Consider the following 19,011-nt stretch of genomic DNA (forward strand, 5'->3'; position numbering starts at 1 on the left):
ATGGATTTGGAAAAATACATTGATGAACTGCAAACACTGGTCAACGTAGACTGTGGAACACAAACGGTCGCGGGGGTAGCCCAGGTTGCCGCGGTGGTGCGTGAACTCTGGCAGCAGGAAGAAGACTGGCAAACGGAGCTGGTAGATTTAGGCAATGCGGTGGGCCCGGCCTTGCTGGTGACCAATAAGCCCCGGGCGACGCAGTATGATGTACTGCTGGTAGGTCATCTGGATACCGTTTTCCCGGTGGGAACCGTAGCTGAACGTCCAATGAGCCGCGATGAAAGCCGTCTTTACGGGCCGGGCGTTTCCGATATGAAAAGCGGTTTACTGAATATCCTCTGGGCGATGCGCACACTGCCGGCGGAGCATCTGCAACGTTTATCTATCGCGGTGGCGATGAATCCGGATGAAGAGACCGGCAGCGTTCACTCCAGTATGTGGATTAGCGAACTGGCGAAGCGGTCGCGTTGCGTGCTGGTCTGTGAAGCTGCCCGGGCTGACGGTTCGCTGGTGAAAGCGCGAAAAGGGGTCGGCGGCTATCAATTGACGTTTGACGGCGTGGCGGCGCATGCCGGGAATGAGCCAGAAAAAGGGCGTTCTGCCATTACCGCTTTTGCCAACAGTGTGCTGGCCATTAACGCATTGACCGATATGACCCGCGGAACCACGCTAAACGTCGGTGTGGTGCAGGGGGGAAGCGCGGCGAACGTCGTGGCGGCAAAGCTACACGCGGAACTGGATGTGCGTTTTTGGGAAAATGAAGAGTATGAGCGCGTGCACAAGTCGCTACAGTCGCTGTGTCAGCAAGGTTTCCTTGATGGCGTGACCACCACGCTGACCCGTGTAAGTCATAAACCCGCGATGGCGGCGAGTGAAGAGACACAGCGCCTGATGGCGCTGGTTGAACGGGCCGGGAAAGAAGAGGGAATTTCGGTTACCTGGCAGGCAGTGGGGGGGGGGTAGCGATGCCAACCTGACGGCGGCGTTAGGTATTCCAACACTGGACGGGCTGGGGCCTGTCGGTGCAGGTTTTCACAGTGCCGATGAGTGGCTTGATATTGCCTCAATTGAACCGCGGATCCGTTTATTAAATCGTATTCTCACGATGTTGTAGTTTACGGAGAATATAGCCTCCTGTGGGAGGCTATATTCATAGCTGGGGTGCCTGTCGATGTCATAATATTAGCGAACATACTATTAAGCGTTATTTATATATCATGCCGCAGCAGCTGTTTCTCTAAACGGCGATCGCGCAGCGTTGAATAAATAAAGGTAATCACAAACAGCAGCGAAAATAATACGACGATGGTGGGAGCTGGCGCGCTGTCGATGAAAAATGACAGATACACGCCCAGAAATGAGGTTATGACCGACATGACCACCGCCAACAATAAGGCATGGGAAAATTTCCGTGTCATTAATATCGCAATGGCGCCTGGTGCAATTAGCAAGGAAATCGACAAAATAATGCCTACCGATTTCAGCGTGGCGACGATCGTCAGGGCAATCATACACAACAGACCATAATGCAGCAGCGTCGTGTTAAGACCGCTGGCCTTTGCCTGATGCGGATCGAAGGCGTGCAGTAGAAGATCTTTCCACTTCAGCCCGATGATAAGCGCAATCCCCAGCGTAATAACCGAGGTTTGCACAATATCGCTAAACGATACGCCCAGCATATCGCCGAACAGAATATGATCGAGATGGACCTCCGACTGGATCGAAACGTATAGCACCAGGCCCGCGCCAAACATACCGGAAAAGACGATCCCCATCAGGGTGTCACGCTTAATTCGGCTATTGTCGTCGAGATAGCCCGTTGCCACCGCACAAAACAGCCCGGCGATAAACGCGCCAATCGCCAGTGGGATACCCGCTATCCACGCCAGCACAATGCCGGGAAAAACCGCGTGGCTCATGGCATCGCCCATCAGCGCCCAGCCTTTAAGCACCAAAAACACCGACAACAGCGCACAGGGGATGGCGACAATGGTGGAGATGACCAGCGCATTGACCATAAAGCTAAACTGAAAGGGTTCCAGCAGCGTTGTGAAGATCATACGGACTCCTTGTTCACCCGGCTGGCGCGGCGGCGATTCGCCAGCAGACCGTGTTTTGGCGCAAAGACAAACGCCAGCAGGAACAGCAGCGTTTGTAGAACCACAATAATTCCGCCGGTTGCGCCGTCCAGCCAGTAGCTCAGCCAGGCGCCAAAAAAGCTGGTCAGGCTGCCGATAGCCACGGCGATAGTGAGTAGACGCGGAAAACGATCGGTCAGAAGCCAGGCGGTGGCACCGGGTGTGACCACCAGACAAATCACCAGAAATGCGCCGACGGTTTGCAGAGCGGCAACCGTGGAAACGGAGAGCAGCGTAAAAAATAACAGCTTTAACCGGCCAGGATTCAGACCGATGGAGCGCGCATGGTTTTCATCAAAAAAAACCACCATCAGATCTTTCCACTTCAGCAACAGAATAGTCAGCGAGATGACGCCGATGATGGCCAGTTGCAGAATATCTTCCGGTGCAATCGCCAGCACGTTTCCCAGAATAATGGTCTGGATGTTGACCGACATCGGATTGAGCGACACCATAAACAGCCCGATACCGAAAAAAGAGGAAAAAATCAGTCCGATAATCGCATCTTCCTTCAGGCGCGAACGCTGATTGAGAAACAGCATGCTGCCCGCTGCCAGTCCACCGGAAAGAAATGCGCCAAGGGCGAAGGGAAGCCCTAACATATAAGCGCCGGCAACGCCCGGAACGATAGAGTGCGACAGCGCATCGCCAATCAGCGACCAACCTTTGAGCATCAGATAGCAGGAGAGAAACGCACAAAGGCCGCCGACCATTGCCGAGACCCACATCGCGTTGAGCATGTACTGGTAACCAAACGGTTCTGTCAGCCAGTTCATGATTATTCCCCCTCGTTGGCCGCGCGTCGCGAAATAAACGGGCGTTCATCATCGGTAATCACATGTTGCTCACCGCCGCTCAGCGCCACATGGCGCAGAACGCCGCTGAATGCCTGCTCAAGATTCTCAGTCGTAAAGGTGGTTTCGGTCGGGCCACTTGCCAGCACCGTACCTTTAATCATTACCGTGTAATCACAAAATTCGGTAACGGATCCCAGATTATGGGTAGAGACCAGCATGGTTCGCCCCTCATCGCGCAGTTCGCGTAGCAGGTCGATGATGCGCGCCTCGGTTTTCACATCCACGCCGGTGAAGGGTTCATCCAGCAAAATCACCTGTCCATCCTGAGCGATGGCTCTTGCCAGAAAAACGCGTTTTTTCTGCCCGCCAGACAGTTCACCTATCTGGCGATGGCGATAGTCCAGCATATCGACCCGTGCCAGCGCTGCATCAACACTGGCGTGGTCGATCTGTTTTGGCCGACGCAGCCAGCCCATATGGCCAAAACGACCCATCATCACCACATCTTCCACCAGTACCGGAAACGACCAGTCCACCTCTTCCGACTGAGGGACATAGGCAATCAGATTCTGTTTCAGTGCCTGATTAACCGGCTGTTGCAGAATAGATATTTCCCCCTGCGCCAGGCGAACAAACCCCATCAGCGCTTTAAAAAGCGTTGATTTTCCTGAACCGTTTACGCCGACCAGGGCGGCAATCGAACCGCCCGGAACCTGAAAAGTGGCGTCCCGCAATGCGGTGTGACCGTTGCGATACGTCACCGTAACCTGATTTACGGTAATCGCAGAGTGACTCATGGTTGGCTCTCCAGACCTTCGTTGATGCCGTTAACAATGGTTTGTGTGGTGACGCGCAGTAAATCCAGATAGGTCGGTACCGGGCCATCGGCCGCGCTGAGCGAATCGACATACAGTACGCCGCCGTAATGTGCGCCAGACTCACGGGCCACCTGACGCGCAGGTTTATCGGACACGGTGCTTTCGCTAAATACCGTTGGGATATGATGCGCTCTGATCGCATCGATCACTTTGCGTACCTGTTTGGGGGTACCCTGCTGATCGGCATTGATCGGCCACAGATACAACTCTTTCAGGCCGTTATCACGTGCCAGATAAGAAAACGCGCCTTCACTGGTGACCAGCCAGCGTTTATCGGCAGGGAGCTTTGCCAGTTCTGCATGTAGTGGCGCCAGCGTCTGCTGGATTTTGGCTTTATAATTCTGCGCATTTTTCTGATAGGTTGCGGCATTCTGCGGATCGTATTTCATCAGCGCATCGCGAATATTATCCACGTAGATCAGCGCGTTTTCTGCCGACATCCAGGCGTGCGGATTGGGTTTGCCATTATACGGCCCTTCGCTGATACCCATTGGCTGCACACCGTTGGAGACCATTACCTCCGGCACGCCGGATAAATGCTGGTAGAAACGGGCAAACCACAGCTCGAGGTTAAGCCCGTTCGAGAGAATAAGCTGTGCGCCTTGCGCCCGCTTGATATCGCCCGGCGTGGGTTGATATTCATGAATTTCTGCCCCAGGTTTGGTGATGGAACTGACGTCCGCGGCGTCACCTGCCACGTTACTCGCCATATCCGCAATCACCGTAAAGGTGGTTATCACTTTGAACTTTTCTTGCGCCCAGGCAGGTGACAACGTCAGCGCCGTTAACGCGCCAGCAAGGAGAAATGACTTCAGATGGGGCAGCTGCGGCATAGTATCCCTCACAACAAAGTGGTTAATTTATCAACGAATATAGCCTTTGCTATGTTATATAGCACAAGGCATAAATAAATGAAAATAATTCTTATTTGCGTAGGGTGCTAAGGAATTGGTGGGGGATAATGCATTTCACGCCGACAGAATTGCCGGCGTGTCGGTGATGAATAACCTGATGATTATGACTTCTGGAACTCAGTGACGGTTTCCCATGCAACCTGTTGTAACGCTTTGGCGGTGGCAGGGGTCATGTCCGTATCGACCGGAAGTGCGCCGCCGACCGGAGACTGGTTATACAAGGTAGCGAAAAATACGCAGGCTGCGAGATACGTTCCAGAAATCGAAGGGTGTACACCATCATGATAATACAGGTTTATTTCCGGATGGGTTTTGCGCGCTTTCTCGAAAGCCAGACCTACCGGAGCGACATACCCCCCTGTTTTTTGCGCAATGGAGATATAAGCATCCGCCAGTTTTTGGCTATCTTCGGGTTTAGCTTTCTTCGCCCAGGTCATGAAATAGACGACTTTTGCACCGGCTTTATGTGCCATTTCGGCCATTTGGGTTGCCGAGTCAACGAAGTTTTGTCGGGTACTTTCTTTCTTTGAGATCGTTTCTGTGGAGTTCCCCTGCAATACCACCACATCCCATTTCTGTAGCGTGTTCTGGTAGCGCATATTCTCAATTTGCCAGCCTAAATGACCGCTGGAAATCGTTATCCCCCGATACTTATAGCCTTTGGCATGGTCCGGCAGTAAAGACTGCGTCAAATCCCGTAATCGGGTGTTGATATTATTGTTATAGAACGTGAATGAGTTACCATAAAGCGCGACGATTTTATTCTCGCCATCCATTTTGGCATGAGCGGAAGGCGCTAATAACGTATCCGCATGAGCGCAGACACTGCTCAGTGCAAGGGCCATTGCAGCGGTAAGCAAAGTTATCTTTTTCATTGGTTATCTCTTAGAAATCATAACGGAGTCCAACGATGAGCGCATCATCATTGGTTTTTTTGTTCTTACTGGCGAATTCTTTATCGTAAGTAAATGATAACCACGTATCCTCAGCCAATGTTAATTGCGCTTCAGCACGCCAGTCTTCTTTTTCAGCGATATCTTTACCATCTTCATTTAAAAAACTGTATCCAGTGAGAACCTTGACGGTGCCAAAGTTGTAGGAAATAAGTGAGTCCATTCCTTTATAATTATTATCACTTTTGTTATCGCGGGAAATAGATGTGCGTAACGCGGTTACCGCAACTTCATAGGCTTTATAGTTGAGTTGTAACCCTCCCATAATTTGATCGTTTTGATTACGTCCATCGGTGGTCACAACACCATCCTGTCGCTTATAACGACTGGCCGCAATCGCCGGTGTAATTCTAAAATCGCCAAATTTGAAAGACTTACGATAGCTGGCCATCGCGCCATAATCGAGGGCTTCGTTATCGCTGTTGCCATTACCGGAGACCCATGCCAGCTGAATTTCGTTACCAGCAAATTTGGCGTTCCACTGTACGGTGCCGTCCTGGCGGTTGAACTGGTACGAATCATCAATGGTTGTAATGCCATAGCTGTAGATATTGGGCGTAAAGTTTTTGTATTTATCGGTCATTTTCATAACCTGGTACAACGGGTTTTTGGTTCTCCCGGTGATCAATTCACCCCATGTTTTATTCGACAGACCGACATAGGAATAGCGGGCTTCCATATCGCTTTCACCGGTATTGTTATCATTTTTTTCGGTACGCACCTGCCATTCCAGGCGACCCACGATTTTGGTATCTGGCAGCAGATCCAGATCTCGGGTGAGATAAATACCTACACGTCCACCCAAATCGCTTCGGCTTTCACTGCCGGCAAATGAATTCTGACCACTCGCAATTTTACCCTCAACACGTCCATAGATATCCAGAGTATTTCCATCTTTATTATAGACGTTTAAGGCGAACGCCGAGGAACTCATACCCATTAGTAATATTAGTGAATAATTTTTTAGCTTCATGTCATCCCTCAAAACAGCATTAATTTCCTGACCATAAAAAGAAAGTTCACAGCGGGATAATTGTTTGTGAAAAAGGAAGGACAGCGGTATGGGAAACATTTTTTCTCGTAATGAAATGTGATTATTCACGCATAAATATATCTGATTGCGCTATTGCATTAATGGTTCTTATATTTAATGAACGTTTTTATTGAAATGTTGTGACTGTTTAAACTGTAATGCAGGAATTACTGTGAAGTACATCCCATTTCTAACGGGAGCAAAAACTGAAAATGGGAATAGTGCATTCTCATAGCCGGTTTTGGGGTGGGAATACTATTTTCCCCTGTAATTTGCAGAACAGATCCCGCAAAATTGATTAATCACATTTTCGATTATAACGCATCATTGGCCGGAGAGGCGCTGTATGTTCGGTAAGCAAACAACGGTATTTGATTCTGATCTTTATTCATCATTGTTCACCCACGAGCGGATGCGGGAAATATGGTCTGACGACAATCTGCTGCGTTGTTGGCTGCGATTTGAGGTCACTGTTGCACGCATTCAAAGTGAGTTAGGGATTATCCCCGAGCAGGCGGCATCTGAAATTGCGCATGCCTGCCAGGAAATACAAATAGACTGGCCTACTCTGGCAAAGGAAACACAAACGGTTGGTATGGCAATAAAACCGCTAATCGATCAGATCTCCGCCTTCGGTACGCCGTTGGTAGGCCAGTTTCTGCATTGGGGATGCACCACTCAAGACCTGCTGGATTCAGGTATGGCGATGAGATTGCAGCAAACGCTGCAATTGCTGCGCGAGCAATTGCTTGATGTAGGTGAAGTTATAACAGCAATGGCAATACGACACACCCGCACGGTAATGGTCGCGCGCACCAATTCGGTAGATGCCTCCGCCACAACATGGGGGCTCCATGTGTGCAGTTATCTGACAGAGATTAACCGCCACCTGGCAAGACTCCAGCAGTTGTATCCACGCGCGGTGACCGGACTCTTTGGTGGTGCGGTAGGCAATCTGGCTTCCGTGGGCGAGCAGGGTATGGAAACCCGTGAACGACTGATGCTGGCGCTGGGTCTTAACGTGCCCTGCGGTATTAATAATGCCAGTCAGGATGCGGTCGTTGAAGTTGTGCAGTTTTTTGCGCTTGTCCATGGCACGCTGTGTCGACTGGCTAACGATGTCGAAACCATGGGGCGCACGCCGATCGCTGAAGTGTTTGAAGGCGAAGGCGGTGGAGGATCAAGCACAATGCCGCACAAAGTCAATCCGCGCGCCAGTAACATGATACAAACGCTGGCCAGAATGGGCTGGATGTATGCTTCCGGCGCGCCGGCCATGTTGGATCAACAGGATGTGCGAGCCGCTTCTATGAGGGTTCTGAACTGGACGATCCTTCCGGAGGCATCGAATGCCTTATCGACCAGCCTGACACGTGCAAAAAATCTGCTTTCGCATCTCGTTATTAATGAAGAGAAGATGCGCGCTAATTTTGACTGCTCGAAACACTTTATTATGTCGGAATCGCTGACGATGAAACTTGCCGCCAAAATTGGCAGAGAGTCAGCCTATAACTTATTGAAAAAACTTCTGAAGAATGCAACTGGTGAGCAGAACTTCATGGAGGTTGTGCTGGCCAGCCCGGAAATCTGCGCATCACTGTCTGTGGCGGAAATTACCGCCGCCTGCGAGCCGCTATCATATATCGGGGCTAATGATGCGCTAATTGCTGAAACGATAGCTGAATTCGAACGCGTAAAAACGGTAGAGATTGCCTGATTTGCCATGCTGCCGGGAGGAGGCACTCTCCTGGCGGCGCTAAGTGTTGTGGGCTGATGCCGAAAAAGTTTCAAAAAAGACGAATAATTCCTCCAGTTGGGCAAAATTCCCCTCGTTATCGCCTTTCTCATAAGCCAGATGCAAAATGAGTTCGATAAAAAAGAAGCCGAGTATACGGCTTTGAAAAATGGACTGTACGTCGCTGGGAAGAACAAACTGCAGATCGCAGAATTTACCGTAAGGGTTCGCTTCTGAGTTGGTAACCAGTACCACGACGGCATTCTTTTTTCTGAACCACTTTGCAATATTGAGGGCAACCCGATTGAATCGATAGTAGGAGAAGACAATCAGTACGTCCTTCTCCTCAATATTGATAAGACATTTGGGAAGTTCGCTGATGTCTGTCGGTAACAGTGTTATATCGCTGCGAAAGTATTTTAGCAGGGTACAAAAATGTGTCGCCATGGCATGAGAAGATGAAGGGCCGACAACATAAATATGACGTTGATTGTTCAGTACCAGATCGATAAAAGCATTCAGGCTTTCAATATCGATATTATTTTTAAATTGATTAAATAATTCTGATACTTTACATGTGAAATCAGTAACGATACTTTCTGTGGTAATGCTGGGGTTGTTACGTAGTTTGGTGTTTTTCTCAAAAGGCGCAGAAATTTTATTTTTTGACAACGTAATGTCTAATGCTTTGCGGAAAGCTGCATAACCTGTAAAGCCAATTTTATTTAAGAACCGGCCAATGGTCGCTTTGCTTACCATCGCATTTTGTGAAAGATCCACAATGCCATGATAGGGGAGTTCATTAAAGTGTTTATTAATGTACTCATTAAGTCGGCACTCAGATTCAGTTAGATCACCCATATTAAGAGTGAGTGAGTTATACTCATCCAGACTTAATGTGTTTTTCTTGTACATGGATAACACCCGATGGCTGTTGTATATCAACGTTGTTATAGGATAATACGCTTTCGACGTCAATCATAGAATGAATATGTTGGACACCCACATCCAGTCTTTTCTTGGGAAGGCGGACGCATTCAGATGAGTTGCGATCTTACTCACAAAAAGGGGTGGGAAAACACCTTTCCCGTATTTTACAACCACACAACCCATTACAATTAAAACTCAATGTTTGAGTATGTAATACGATAATTTTATGTACATATTATAGCTGCTTATATATAGGGGTGATTCTTTACTATCCTACATAAGTTATGATGATGTGACAGGTAACCCTACCCGATTTATATGGCATAGGAATTGTTATTATGACGGCGTTTATTATAGCAATAGTGATAACAGTTATTGCTGCATGGTTAATTGTGAAAAATTATCAGCCGCAAACTGTTTTATTACTCGCTGGACTGGCATTATTGACCATTACCGTACTGTTTTATCCAGAAAACAGTATTCTGTATGATAAAGCAAAATCCACGGGGTCAACCTGGCTGGATATCTTTAGCTTTGCAAAAGAATCGCTTACCACACAAATTGCAGGTATTGGTCTTATCATTATGGCTGCGGGTGGATTCGCCAGCTATATGGATCATATTAAAGCGTCGAATGCGATGGTCAATATGTGTATTCGGCCGCTGCAGGTGATTAAAGCGCCTTACTTAATCCTTGCGTTGGGGTATATCTGTGCGCAGCTTCTGCATGTGGCAATTTCAAGTGCGGCAGGCCTGGCGATGCTGCTGCTGGTGACATTCTTCCCGGTCCTGGTTCGCCTTGGGGTGAGTAAAGCCTCCGCGGCCGCGATGATTGGTTTGTGCGCGTTTATGGACTTAGGACCTGCGGTAGGTACGGCCAATCTGGCGGCGAAGCATGCCGGTATGGAAAGTGCTATCTACTTTGCCCATTATCAGATGCCGGTAGCGGTGGTGGTGATGCTGGCTGTGGCGGTGGTGATTTACTTTACCGCGAAGTATTTCGACAAAAAAGATGGCTTCGTACCCGGCGCGCAAAGCGTGGTTGAGGCTGAAGAAGAAGGGCGTAAAGTTCCTGCTATTTACGCGCTGTTGCCGGTTCTGCCGGTGGTACTGGTGTTGGTCTTTAGCCCGCTGGTGATCAAATCTATCAAAATCGATGTGGTGACTGCGATGATTCTTGGCGCAGTTGTCGCCTTTTTCTTCGAGCTGGCGACCACGCGTGATTTCAAAAGCTGCTGTAAAGGGATACAGGTCTTTTTCAAAGGCATGGGCAGTATGTTTACCAGCATCGTTTCTTTGCTGGTATGTGCGGATATTTATGCTCAGGGACTGCAGAAAATTGGTGCTGTAGATTATCTGTTGCAGTCCGTACAAAACGCCGGTCTGGGCTTTACCAGCATGACGCTGGTGATGACCGCCCTGGTGGGGATCACCGCTGTGCTGACCGGATCTGGCGTTGCAGCCTTTTTCTCTTTCTCCGGACTGGCTCCTTCAATTGCGGCAAAATTTGGTGAAAGCGCCGTCAATATGATCCTCCCTATGCAGCTGATGGCGGGTATGGGGCGCTCGATGTCTCCAGTGGCTGGCATCATTATTGCGGTGAGTAAAGCGGGTGAATGTTCACCATTTATGATTGTCAGAAGAACCCTGCTTCCTGCGCTGGCAGGTATCGCAGCGATGCTGATAGCCAACTATGTCCTGATTTGAATACCGAGAGCCTGGTAACACAGGCTCTTATTTTTTATCTGGTTGCAATTTATGGATGACAACGTGACAAACGATGTTTTATACGTCCCGTTTACGGGAAAGTTACTGCTTGAGTCTCCGTTATTAAACAAGGGCAGCAGCTTCACGCAGCAAGAAAGGCATGACTTTAACCTTGGCGGTTTACTGCCATGCGCCATTGAAAATATTGATGAACAAGCCGAGCGAGCTTATCAACAGTATATCGAAGCAGAATCCCATAACGCACGGCATATTTATCTGCGTAATATTCAGGATACCAACGAAACGTTATTTTATTACCTGCTGAAAAAGTATCTGCCAGAGATGCTGCCAATTGTTTATACCCCAGTGGTTGGGGCCGCCTGTGAAAAATTCTCCTGGATATATCGTCGTGCGCGTGGCGTCTTTATTTCCTGGCCCGATCGCGAACGTATTGACGATATATTGCATGATATTCCACGTCACGATATCAAGGTCATCGTCGTCACCGATGGCGAGCGTATTCTGGGATTGGGCGACCAGGGTGTTGGCGGTATGGGAATTCCTATCGGAAAACTTTCGCTCTATACCGTGTGTGGCGGGGTTAATCCGGCCAATACGTTACCCATTCTACTGGATGTCGGCACGAACAATACGCGACTGCTGGACGATCCGCGCTATATCGGCTGGCGTCATCCGCGCGTAACCGGTGAAGATTACTTCGCGTTTATTGGAATGTTTATTGCTGCCGTAAAACGGCGCTGGCCTAATGTTCTACTGCAGTTTGAAGATTTCGCCCAGCATACGGCCGTGCCTTTGCTTGAACGTTATCGCGATGAACTGTGCTGTTTTAATGATGATATCCAGGGCACGGCATCGGTGGCTCTGGCAACCATACTCGCAGCCTGCCGTGGCAGCGGCCGGGACTTTCATCAGCAATCCATCGTGATTGTTGGGGCGGGGGCTGCGGGATGTGGGATCGCCCGGCATATTGTTGCTTGTCGTATGTCAGAAGGCATGGGGCAGGCCGAAGCCCGACGGACCATTTTTATGGTCGACCGCGACGGTCTGGTAATGACCAGCAATAATGCCTTAGCTGATTTCCAGCAACCGCTGGCGCAGTCACCCGAGGAAATTTCTGACTGGCAGTATGAGGGGCTGGCGCCGTCACTTCTGGAAGTGATCCGTAATGCCAAACCCGCGGTAATGTTGGGGGTTTCGGGTCAGGCTGGATTGTTCTCGCAGGAGGTGATTCGCACGATGTACCAATACTGCGATCGCCCTGTCGTGATGCCATTGTCGAATCCCACCTCAAAAATGGAAGCACGGCCAGAAGATATTCTTCACTGGACCGAGGGACAGGCCATTATCGCAACCGGTAGCCCATGCGAGCCGGTAGAGATGTATGGACGTGTCATTCCTGTTTCACAGTGTAATAACGTGTATGTTTTCCCGGCGATCGGTCTGGGGGCTATTGCCAGCGGCGCGACGCGGATAACAGAGGCTATGTTGATGGCGGCAAGCCGTGCGCTGGCGGAAGCTTCTCCGCTGGTGCATGACGGTGAAGGCGCGCTGTTACCAGAGATTGGCACAATATGCGATGTGACTCGCAATATTGCGTTTGAGGTCGGCAAGGCGGCGCAGCAGTCAGGTGTGGCGGAAAAAATGAGCGACGATGCCTTGTTGCGGAGCATTAAAGATAACTTTTGGCTACCGCACTACCGTCCTTATAAACGCAGGGCAATTTAACTATTCTCCCAGGGAATTGTTCGCAGGTCATGGTTGCCTTCACTATTAAGGTGTATTATTTATGCAACTTAATAGGGGAGGCACCATGTCCGGCAAACGTATTGCACGAGAAAAAATGACGATCCAGAGAATGATCTCGCTGTACGAGAGCCAGTGTCCGCAGGCTGTAGACGAGCCGGGACATTACGATGCATTGTTTGCCTATGCGCAAAAGCGCCTCGATAAATGCGTATTTGGTGAGGAAAAACCGGCCTGCAAACAGTGCCCGGTACACTGTTATCAACCCGCCAAACGTGAAGAGATGAAGCAGATTATGCGTTGGGCTGGGCCAAGAATGCTCTGGCGTCATCCGATCCTGACCGTACGTCATCTGATTGATGACAAACGTCCCGTCCCGGAATTGCCCGAGAAGTACCAGCGGAAGAAGTAAGTAACAATTCTATGCCGGATGGCGGCTTTGCTTATCCGGCCTACAAATACACCTGTGGGTAGACCCGATAAGCAAAGCGCTATCGGGTGAACCGTTAAACCAGCGCATCCTTATCAATACCCAGGCGCTTCATGCGTGACAGTAACGTCGTGCGCTTCAGCCCCAGTCGTTGCGCCGCGCCTTTGGGACCGGCAACAACGCCGTTAGTCTCTTTCAGCACGCGCATGATCAGCTGGTATTCATCTTCACCATCTTGTGCGACTTCGGTCGCCACCGGCGGCGTGGAAGGCGACAAAGCGACGACATCCGGCAGAGACAGTTGCAGTACATTGCCTCTTGTGAGCAGTACTGCGCGTTCTACCACATTTTCCAGTTCACGCACGTTACCCGGCCATTCCATACTGCTCAGCGTACGCAGTGCTTCGGCGGGTATACTGTCGATATTGCGCCCCATCCGGCGGGCAATTTTAAAGGTGAAGGCTTTTACCAGCAGCGGAATATCTTCCGGGCGTTCACGCAGCGGCGGCAGATGGATCGGGAAGACGTTCAGCCGATAGTAAAGATCGTTGCGAAACTCGCGATCGGCGACCATCTTTTTCAGATCGCGGTTGGTGGCGGCGATCAAACGGACATCGGTCTGGATCAGCTTATTGCTGCCCAGACGCTCAAACTCCTGTTCCTGTAAAACGCGCAATAGCTTCGGCTGAAGCTCAAGCGGCATATCGCCCACTTCATCAAGGAACAGTGAGCTTTTGTCCGCCAGTTCGAAACGCCCAATACGTTGCGTGCTGGCCCCGGTAAACGCGCCGCGCTCATGACCAAACAGATCGCTCTCCAGCAATCCGGCAGGCATTGCCGCGCAGTTCATTTTTACCATCCGGCGGGCGTTACGGCCACTCAGGTTATGAATTGCTCTGGCGATCAGCTCTTTGCCTGTTCCGGTCTCGCCGAGAATCAATACGGTGCTGTCGCTTTGCGCCACCATCTCGACCTGTTTGAGCACACTGTACATTGCTTCGCTGCGGCCAATGATTTCGCCGAACTCACTGTCAACGTTGTTGAGCTGCTCGGTCAGCGCCAGGTTTTCATCGACCAGACGTTCTTTCAGACGGTGAATTTCCTGGTAGGCGAGGGCGTTATCCACGGCAATCGCCACGCGTTCGGCAATCTGGCGCAACAGTTTGAGGTTGGCGGTGGTGAAGACTTTCTCTTCGCACTGCGCCAGCTTTAGTACGCCAAGCATGTTATTACCGGACATTAACGGCAGCAGGCACAGAGTTTGTAGCTGGTTGCCCCAGGTCTCGAACAGCATCCGTTCATAAGGAGCAAGGGCGTCGCGTTCGCTCAGGTTAATCAGCAGCATCTCTTTGCTTTTGAAGACCCGCTCAGAGAGCGTGCCTGCTTCGTCCACTTCGCTCTGTTCATGCGCCGGGTGATGTTCATCCAGATAGTGGGTGGAGTAGATGCTCAGCTTATTTTTGCGACTGCTGCGTAACACGATGCTGATAGCATCGATGTCGAAATAATGGTGGATCTCTTTAGCGACTTCGCTGACCAGTTCGTCTATGTCCAGTCGGGAAAGCACCGCATTGGTGATGGCGACCAGAATGCGAAAGTTGTCACGCTCACGGCACAGCAGATCGTAATCGACGTTATTGCTGACTCTGCTTTGAATTTGTTCAGCCACGACACCGACAATCTGGGTGAAGGTCTGCAGCCGATTGTACTCTTTTTCGCTCCATGGCCGGTCTTCATTGCGAATGAATTCGCAACCGCCAAAGATGCGCCCATCCGCCGCCAGCGGCAGCAGACAGTAGTGACCAAATTCAGAATATAATCCGCCGGATGCCAGCTGCGGCCAGGTTTCCGTGAACTCATGATAGTTGCAGTGCAGCGCGTCGGGGCGCGACAGAATACGGCGTACCGGCCCATGCGCCAGCACCGTTTCGTCTTCATAATCGATAGGTTTACTATTTTCGCGCGTCGCAAAATAACGCGCACGTTGCGTTTGTGCCTGCCATAAGACAATAGCCGCGCAGTCGGCCAGTCCGGAACGCTTGGCCAGCTGTGTAAGCGCCTCGCTGAGAGACTGAAGATCGGGCTGCTGTAATAATGTACGAGTAATATCGAACAGTCCTTGCTGTCCGAGGTCACTCATCGGTGTATACGACATATTGCTTTTCCAGGGAAAGCACCGCAAAACGGTGCGAAAACGGTAAATGAATTATAGGTATAAGTCGTAAATTATTGCCGGATGGCTGACCGCAAACTCGCTGGTCACGCAATCCGTAGGCCTGATAAGCAAAGCGCCATCAGGCGATAATGCAGCGTTAATGCCGGATAGTGACGCAAATGCGTCTTCTCCGGCCTACAGTATGCTGCCAACTGGCTGCTAGCATATACGAGGTAATGGTTCAGCGTGTGGTAAATCGAGGGTTCGTTTCACGCCATACAGTCCGGCAAGACGTACGCCTTTACGTTCAACCACTTCACCAATCATTGCCGCATCGCGTCCTAACGGATGCGCGTGCAGCGCGGCAAGCACGCTTTCAGCAGCCTGACGCTCAACGGCAATCACCAGTTTGCCTTCGTTGGCAAAGTTGAGCGCATCGAGGCCCAACAGCTCGCAAACGCCACGCACCGCAGGCTTCACAGGCAGGGCCGCTTCAGACAGCTCAATACCAAATCCGCATGATGCGGCAAACTCATGCGTCACCGCATTCACGCCGCCACGCGTGGCGTCACGCAGCGCCTTCACGCCGGGTATATCACGTATCGTCTGAATGAGCGGCGTTAACACCGCACAGTCGCTGACCAGTTCGCCATCAAGACCCAATTGCTCGCGCAGATTAAGAATGGTTGCGCCATGATCGCCAAGCGTACCGCTAACCAGCAATACATCGCCAGGGCCGAGAGTTTGCGCGCCCCAGTGAATGTTGGCGGGGATCGCCCCCATACCGGCGGTGTTGATAAACAACTTATCTGCGGCGCCACGCTGCACGACTTTGGTATCACCGGTCACGATGGCGATGCCCGCTTCGCGTGCGGTTGCCGCCATGCTGGTGACGACGGTTTTCAGCGTCTCCATCGGCAGACCTTCTTCAAGGATAAACCCGCAGGAGAGATAACGCGGAATAGCGCCGCTGACGGCGACATCGTTCGCCGTACCGCAGATAGCCAGCTTGCCGATATTGCCGCCGGGGAAGAACAACGGGTCGATAACGTAGCTGTCGGTAGAGAACGCCAGGCGGTCGCCCTCTGCAACCAGTTGCGCCAGCTCCAGACGCGCCTGATCTTCCTGTTCCGCCAGCCAAGGATTAGCAAAAGCTTCCATAAACAGACTGTTGATCAACTGCTGCATAGCCTGACCGCCGCTACCGTGGGCGAGTTGTACGCTGTTCATGCTTCACACTCCTGCTGACGATACTGATACCAGGCGGCACATGCGCCTTCTGAGGAGACCATCAGTGCGCCAAACGCGGTCTCCGGGTTACAGGTTTTGCCAAATAATGGACACTGATGCGGTTTACATCTGCCGGTCAACACCTCTCCACAACGCGCGCGTGGATCGTCATATACCTGCTGTGGCGCTGGCTGAAAATGCGCTTCGGCATCAAAACGTTGATAGTCCGGCGTCAGGTGAACGCCAGACGATTCGATCACGCCCAGACCACGCCATTCGCTGTCGCCGTTGACGCAAAATACCTCAGCGATGGCCTGTTGCGCTAAGGTGTTACCGGCATCCGGTACTACGCGGCGGTACTGGTTTTCGACCTGACTATGGGCGGCGATTTTCTGTTCAACCAGCATCACCACGCCTTGCAGCAGGTCGAGCGGCTCAAAGCCGGCGACCACTAACGGGCGATGGAAATCTGAGGCAATGAAATTATAGGCGTCGGTGCCAATCACCATGCTGACATGCCCCGGTGCTAAAAAGGCATCGATGCCGTTGTCCGGCTGTTCCAGCAGGCTGCGCAGCGTGGGGATAAGCGTAATGTGCTGACAGAAAAAGTAAAAGTTCTGCACATCGCGTTGTTTGGCCTGCTGCAGGGTAATGGCGGTGGTTGGCATTGTGGTTTCAAAACCCAGGCCAAAGAACACAACCTTACGTGTCGGGTTTTCCTGTGCCAGCTTCAGCGCATCCATCGGTGAATAGACGATGCGGATATCCGCGCCGCGCGCTTTGGCCTGTAGTAGTGAGCCTTGTTTTCCCGGCACGCGCATGGCGTCGCCAAAGGTGCAGAAAATCACTTCCGGATGGCTGGCGATTTCAACACAGCTGTCGATCCTGCCCATCGGCAGAACGCAAACCGGGCAGCCAGGACCGTGAATGAACTCCACGTTTTCGGGCAGCAACTGGTCGAGCCCGAATTTGAAAATAGCGTGGGTATGACCACCACAAACTTCCATGATGCGCAGCGGTCGTTCGGCGGTGTAGGGGAGGAGAGCGGCACGTTCACGCAGGTGCTCTATCAACTGCATCACCTGTTCTGGTGCGCGGTATTCGTCAACAAAACGCATTTATTTTTCCTCGCCGTACAGCAACGCGCCGACATCCGGCTCAACGTCAAACATGTTTTGCAGTGCGTCGAGCGTGTCGCGCGCTTCTGCTTCATTAATGATGCTCATCGCAAAGCCGACGTGGACCAGTACCCACTGACCCAGACGCGGCTGACCATTTTCATCACAGCTACCGACCAGCGTCAGGTCGACGTCGCGCTGAATACCGCAAACGTCGACTTTGGCCTGGTTGCCATCAATGGTGCGGATTTGACCCGGAACACCTATGCACATCGCTGTGTCTCCAGCCAGGAGAGCCATTGGTCCATCCCTTCGCCGCTGGTGGCGGAAATCAGGATGATCTCAATGTCCGGGTTCACTTCCCGGGCGCTGGCGATGCACTTTTCAACATCAAAATTGAGGTACGGCAGCAGATCCACTTTATTGAGCAGCATCAGCGATGCGGCGGCAAACATATGCGGATATTTTAGCGGCTTATCTTCGCCTTCGGTGACGGACAGCACCGCCACTTTATGACGTTCGCCGAGGTCGAAGCTGGCTGGGCAGACCAGGTTACCGACGTTTTCAATAAACAGAATGCCGTTGTCATCAAGCGGCAAACGCGGCGCGGCGTCAGCAATCATTTGCGCGTCAAGGTGGCAACCTTTACCAGTGTTGACCTGGATGGCTGGGGTGCCGGTGGCGCGAATACGGGCGGCATCGTTGACCGTCTGTTGGTCGCCTTCAATCACGGCGCACGGTACGCTGTCTTTCAGCTTGATCAGCGTTTCGGTCAGCAGCGTCGTTTTACCAGAGCCCGGGCTTGATACGAGGTTTAATACCAGATGCTGACGAGCGGCAAAACGGGCGCGGTTACGTTCGGCCAGACGGTTATTTTTGTCCAGCACGTCAATTTCGACTTCCAGCATACGGCGCTGGCTCATGCCTGGCGCATGGGTACCCGCCTCGCCATGACCGTAGTGAAGGTCGCCTTCTGCGGTCTGGCTCGGTGCGAAATTAGAGGTTTTCACACCGGTAATATTCAGCGCCGGGCGAGCCGCCGGGGCAAATGGCGCGCTGCGAAACGCCGAGTGGGGATTATGCTCATCACCCTCTATATAAAGGTTGCCTTCAGCGCAACCACATGTCGTACACATCGCTCACTCCTGATCTCTATCTTGCGGTAAATCTGTTGCCGGATGGCGGCTTCGCCTTATCCGGCCTACAACTCAGGCTATTCCTGTAGGC

The 19,011-nt window shown here is 51.4% G+C and carries 16 protein-coding genes and 1 pseudogene; 5 read left to right on the plus strand and 12 right to left on the minus strand.

The features are described 5' to 3' along the window. A pseudogene (locus FDX04_RS13310) lies at positions 1 to 1,117 on the plus strand (M20 family metallopeptidase). A 94-nt stretch (positions 1,118 to 1,211) separates the two neighbouring features. On the opposite strand, the gene sitD reads toward FDX04_RS13310, so the two are convergent. The 6 genes from sitD to FDX04_RS13340 all read right to left on the minus strand — a co-directional run bounded on the left by sitD (position 1,212) and on the right by FDX04_RS13340 (position 6,656). Beyond that, the gene (gene sitD / locus FDX04_RS13315) at positions 1,212 to 2,063 is read right to left on the minus strand and encodes an iron/manganese ABC transporter permease subunit SitD (protein ID WP_042310618.1); all 852 of its coding nucleotides are present in this window, start codon (positions 2,061 to 2,063) and stop codon (positions 1,212 to 1,214) included. Then, entirely contained in the window at positions 2,060 to 2,917 is an 858-nt protein-coding gene (sitC, locus tag FDX04_RS13320; protein ID WP_137361217.1) for an iron/manganese ABC transporter permease subunit SitC, read from the minus strand. The genes sitD and sitC overlap by 4 nt, the downstream gene beginning before the upstream one ends. A gap of 2 nt (positions 2,918 to 2,919) precedes the next feature. After that, a complete protein-coding gene (sitB, locus tag FDX04_RS13325; protein ID WP_137361216.1) occupies positions 2,920 to 3,735 on the minus strand; it encodes an iron/manganese ABC transporter ATP-binding protein SitB in 816 nt (271 codons plus the stop codon). Beyond that, positions 3,732 to 4,649, minus strand: coding sequence for a metal ABC transporter substrate-binding protein (locus FDX04_RS13330; RefSeq protein ID WP_042310613.1), 918 nt, complete (start codon positions 4,647 to 4,649; stop codon positions 3,732 to 3,734). The genes sitB and FDX04_RS13330 overlap by 4 nt, the downstream gene beginning before the upstream one ends. A 182-nt stretch (positions 4,650 to 4,831) precedes the next feature. Beyond that, positions 4,832 to 5,605 carry a DUF4886 domain-containing protein gene (locus FDX04_RS13335; protein WP_042310610.1) on the minus strand — a complete coding sequence of 258 codons (774 nt, stop codon included), beginning with the start codon at positions 5,603 to 5,605 and terminating at the stop codon, positions 4,832 to 4,834. Between the two features lie 10 nt (positions 5,606 to 5,615). Next, the gene (locus tag FDX04_RS13340; protein ID WP_079226082.1) at positions 5,616 to 6,656 is read right to left on the minus strand and encodes a porin; all 1,041 of its coding nucleotides are present in this window, start codon (positions 6,654 to 6,656) and stop codon (positions 5,616 to 5,618) included. Between the two features lie 406 nt (positions 6,657 to 7,062). Between FDX04_RS13340 and FDX04_RS13345 the strand changes: the two genes are divergently transcribed. After that, positions 7,063 to 8,433, plus strand: coding sequence for an adenylosuccinate lyase family protein (locus tag FDX04_RS13345; RefSeq protein ID WP_137361214.1), 1,371 nt, complete (start codon positions 7,063 to 7,065; stop codon positions 8,431 to 8,433). 39 nt (positions 8,434 to 8,472) lie between these two features. Here FDX04_RS13345 and FDX04_RS13350 read toward each other — a convergent pair whose 3' ends face one another. Beyond that, positions 8,473 to 9,366 carry a MurR/RpiR family transcriptional regulator gene (locus FDX04_RS13350; protein WP_137371070.1) on the minus strand — a complete coding sequence of 298 codons (894 nt, stop codon included), beginning with the start codon at positions 9,364 to 9,366 and terminating at the stop codon, positions 8,473 to 8,475. A 353-nt stretch (positions 9,367 to 9,719) separates the two neighbouring features. On the opposite strand from FDX04_RS13350, the gene dcuC reads away from it, so the two are divergent. The 3 genes from dcuC (at position 9,720) to FDX04_RS13365 (ending at position 13,263) form a co-directional block, all read left to right on the plus strand. Then, positions 9,720 to 11,087 (plus strand): C4-dicarboxylate transporter DcuC, encoded by a 1,368-nt coding sequence (dcuC, locus tag FDX04_RS13355; protein ID WP_042310602.1) that lies wholly within the window; start codon positions 9,720 to 9,722, stop codon positions 11,085 to 11,087. 51 nt (positions 11,088 to 11,138) lie between these two features. Next, positions 11,139 to 12,833 (plus strand): NAD-dependent malic enzyme, encoded by a 1,695-nt coding sequence (locus FDX04_RS13360; RefSeq protein ID WP_137361211.1) that lies wholly within the window; start codon positions 11,139 to 11,141, stop codon positions 12,831 to 12,833. A gap of 85 nt (positions 12,834 to 12,918) precedes the next feature. Beyond that, a complete protein-coding gene (locus tag FDX04_RS13365) occupies positions 12,919 to 13,263 on the plus strand; it encodes a nitrous oxide-stimulated promoter family protein (protein WP_042311148.1) in 345 nt (114 codons plus the stop codon). Positions 13,264 to 13,357: 94 nt separating this feature from the next. Here the strand turns inward: FDX04_RS13365 and flhA are convergent, their stop codons facing one another. From flhA to hypB, 5 genes are all read right to left on the minus strand, one after another. Next, the gene (gene flhA, locus FDX04_RS13370) at positions 13,358 to 15,436 is read right to left on the minus strand and encodes a formate hydrogenlyase transcriptional activator FlhA (RefSeq protein WP_061382334.1); all 2,079 of its coding nucleotides are present in this window, start codon (positions 15,434 to 15,436) and stop codon (positions 13,358 to 13,360) included. Between the two features lie 219 nt (positions 15,437 to 15,655). Continuing rightward, positions 15,656 to 16,666 carry a hydrogenase maturation carbamoyl dehydratase HypE gene (hypE, locus tag FDX04_RS13375; RefSeq protein ID WP_061382333.1) on the minus strand — a complete coding sequence of 337 codons (1,011 nt, stop codon included), beginning with the start codon at positions 16,664 to 16,666 and terminating at the stop codon, positions 15,656 to 15,658. Beyond that, the gene (gene hypD / locus FDX04_RS13380) at positions 16,663 to 17,784 is read right to left on the minus strand and encodes a hydrogenase formation protein HypD (RefSeq protein WP_137371071.1); all 1,122 of its coding nucleotides are present in this window, start codon (positions 17,782 to 17,784) and stop codon (positions 16,663 to 16,665) included. The genes hypE and hypD overlap by 4 nt, the downstream gene beginning before the upstream one ends. Beyond that, positions 17,785 to 18,057 (minus strand): hydrogenase 3 maturation protein HypC, encoded by a 273-nt coding sequence (hypC, locus tag FDX04_RS13385; RefSeq protein ID WP_038633103.1) that lies wholly within the window; start codon positions 18,055 to 18,057, stop codon positions 17,785 to 17,787. After that, entirely contained in the window at positions 18,048 to 18,920 is an 873-nt protein-coding gene (gene hypB, locus FDX04_RS13390; protein WP_038633101.1) for a hydrogenase nickel incorporation protein HypB, read from the minus strand. The genes hypC and hypB overlap by 10 nt, the downstream gene beginning before the upstream one ends. Between the last annotated feature and the right edge of the window lie 91 nt (positions 18,921 to 19,011).

Source organism: Citrobacter sp. wls615 (genome assembly GCF_005281355.1).
GTDB classification, from domain to species: domain Bacteria; phylum Pseudomonadota; class Gammaproteobacteria; order Enterobacterales; family Enterobacteriaceae; genus Citrobacter; species Citrobacter werkmanii.

Coding starts and splice junctions, on each gene's coding strand:
- hypD (WP_137371071.1), bottom strand. CDS start 17,784: ATGCGTTTTGTTGACGAATACCGCGCACCAGAACAGGTGATGCAGTTG.
- flhA (WP_061382334.1), bottom strand. CDS start 15,436: ATGTCGTATACACCGATGAGTGACCTCGGACAGCAAGGACTGTTCGAT.
- FDX04_RS13335 (WP_042310610.1), bottom strand. CDS start 5,605: ATGAAAAAGATAACTTTGCTTACCGCTGCAATGGCCCTTGCACTGAGC.
- FDX04_RS13345 (WP_137361214.1), top strand. CDS start 7,063: ATGTTCGGTAAGCAAACAACGGTATTTGATTCTGATCTTTATTCATCA.
- sitB (WP_137361216.1), bottom strand. CDS start 3,735: ATGAGTCACTCTGCGATTACCGTAAATCAGGTTACGGTGACGTATCGC.
- sitD (WP_042310618.1), bottom strand. CDS start 2,063: ATGATCTTCACAACGCTGCTGGAACCCTTTCAGTTTAGCTTTATGGTC.
- FDX04_RS13350 (WP_137371070.1), bottom strand. CDS start 9,366: ATGTACAAGAAAAACACATTAAGTCTGGATGAGTATAACTCACTCACT.
- FDX04_RS13360 (WP_137361211.1), top strand. CDS start 11,139: ATGGATGACAACGTGACAAACGATGTTTTATACGTCCCGTTTACGGGA.
- hypE (WP_061382333.1), bottom strand. CDS start 16,666: ATGAACAGCGTACAACTCGCCCACGGTAGCGGCGGTCAGGCTATGCAG.
- hypC (WP_038633103.1), bottom strand. CDS start 18,057: ATGTGCATAGGTGTTCCGGGTCAAATCCGCACCATTGATGGCAACCAG.
- dcuC (WP_042310602.1), top strand. CDS start 9,720: ATGACGGCGTTTATTATAGCAATAGTGATAACAGTTATTGCTGCATGG.
- FDX04_RS13330 (WP_042310613.1), bottom strand. CDS start 4,649: ATGCCGCAGCTGCCCCATCTGAAGTCATTTCTCCTTGCTGGCGCGTTA.
- sitC (WP_137361217.1), bottom strand. CDS start 2,917: ATGAACTGGCTGACAGAACCGTTTGGTTACCAGTACATGCTCAACGCG.
- FDX04_RS13340 (WP_079226082.1), bottom strand. CDS start 6,656: ATGAAGCTAAAAAATTATTCACTAATATTACTAATGGGTATGAGTTCC.
- hypB (WP_038633101.1), bottom strand. CDS start 18,920: ATGTGTACGACATGTGGTTGCGCTGAAGGCAACCTTTATATAGAGGGT.
- FDX04_RS13365 (WP_042311148.1), top strand. CDS start 12,919: ATGTCCGGCAAACGTATTGCACGAGAAAAAATGACGATCCAGAGAATG.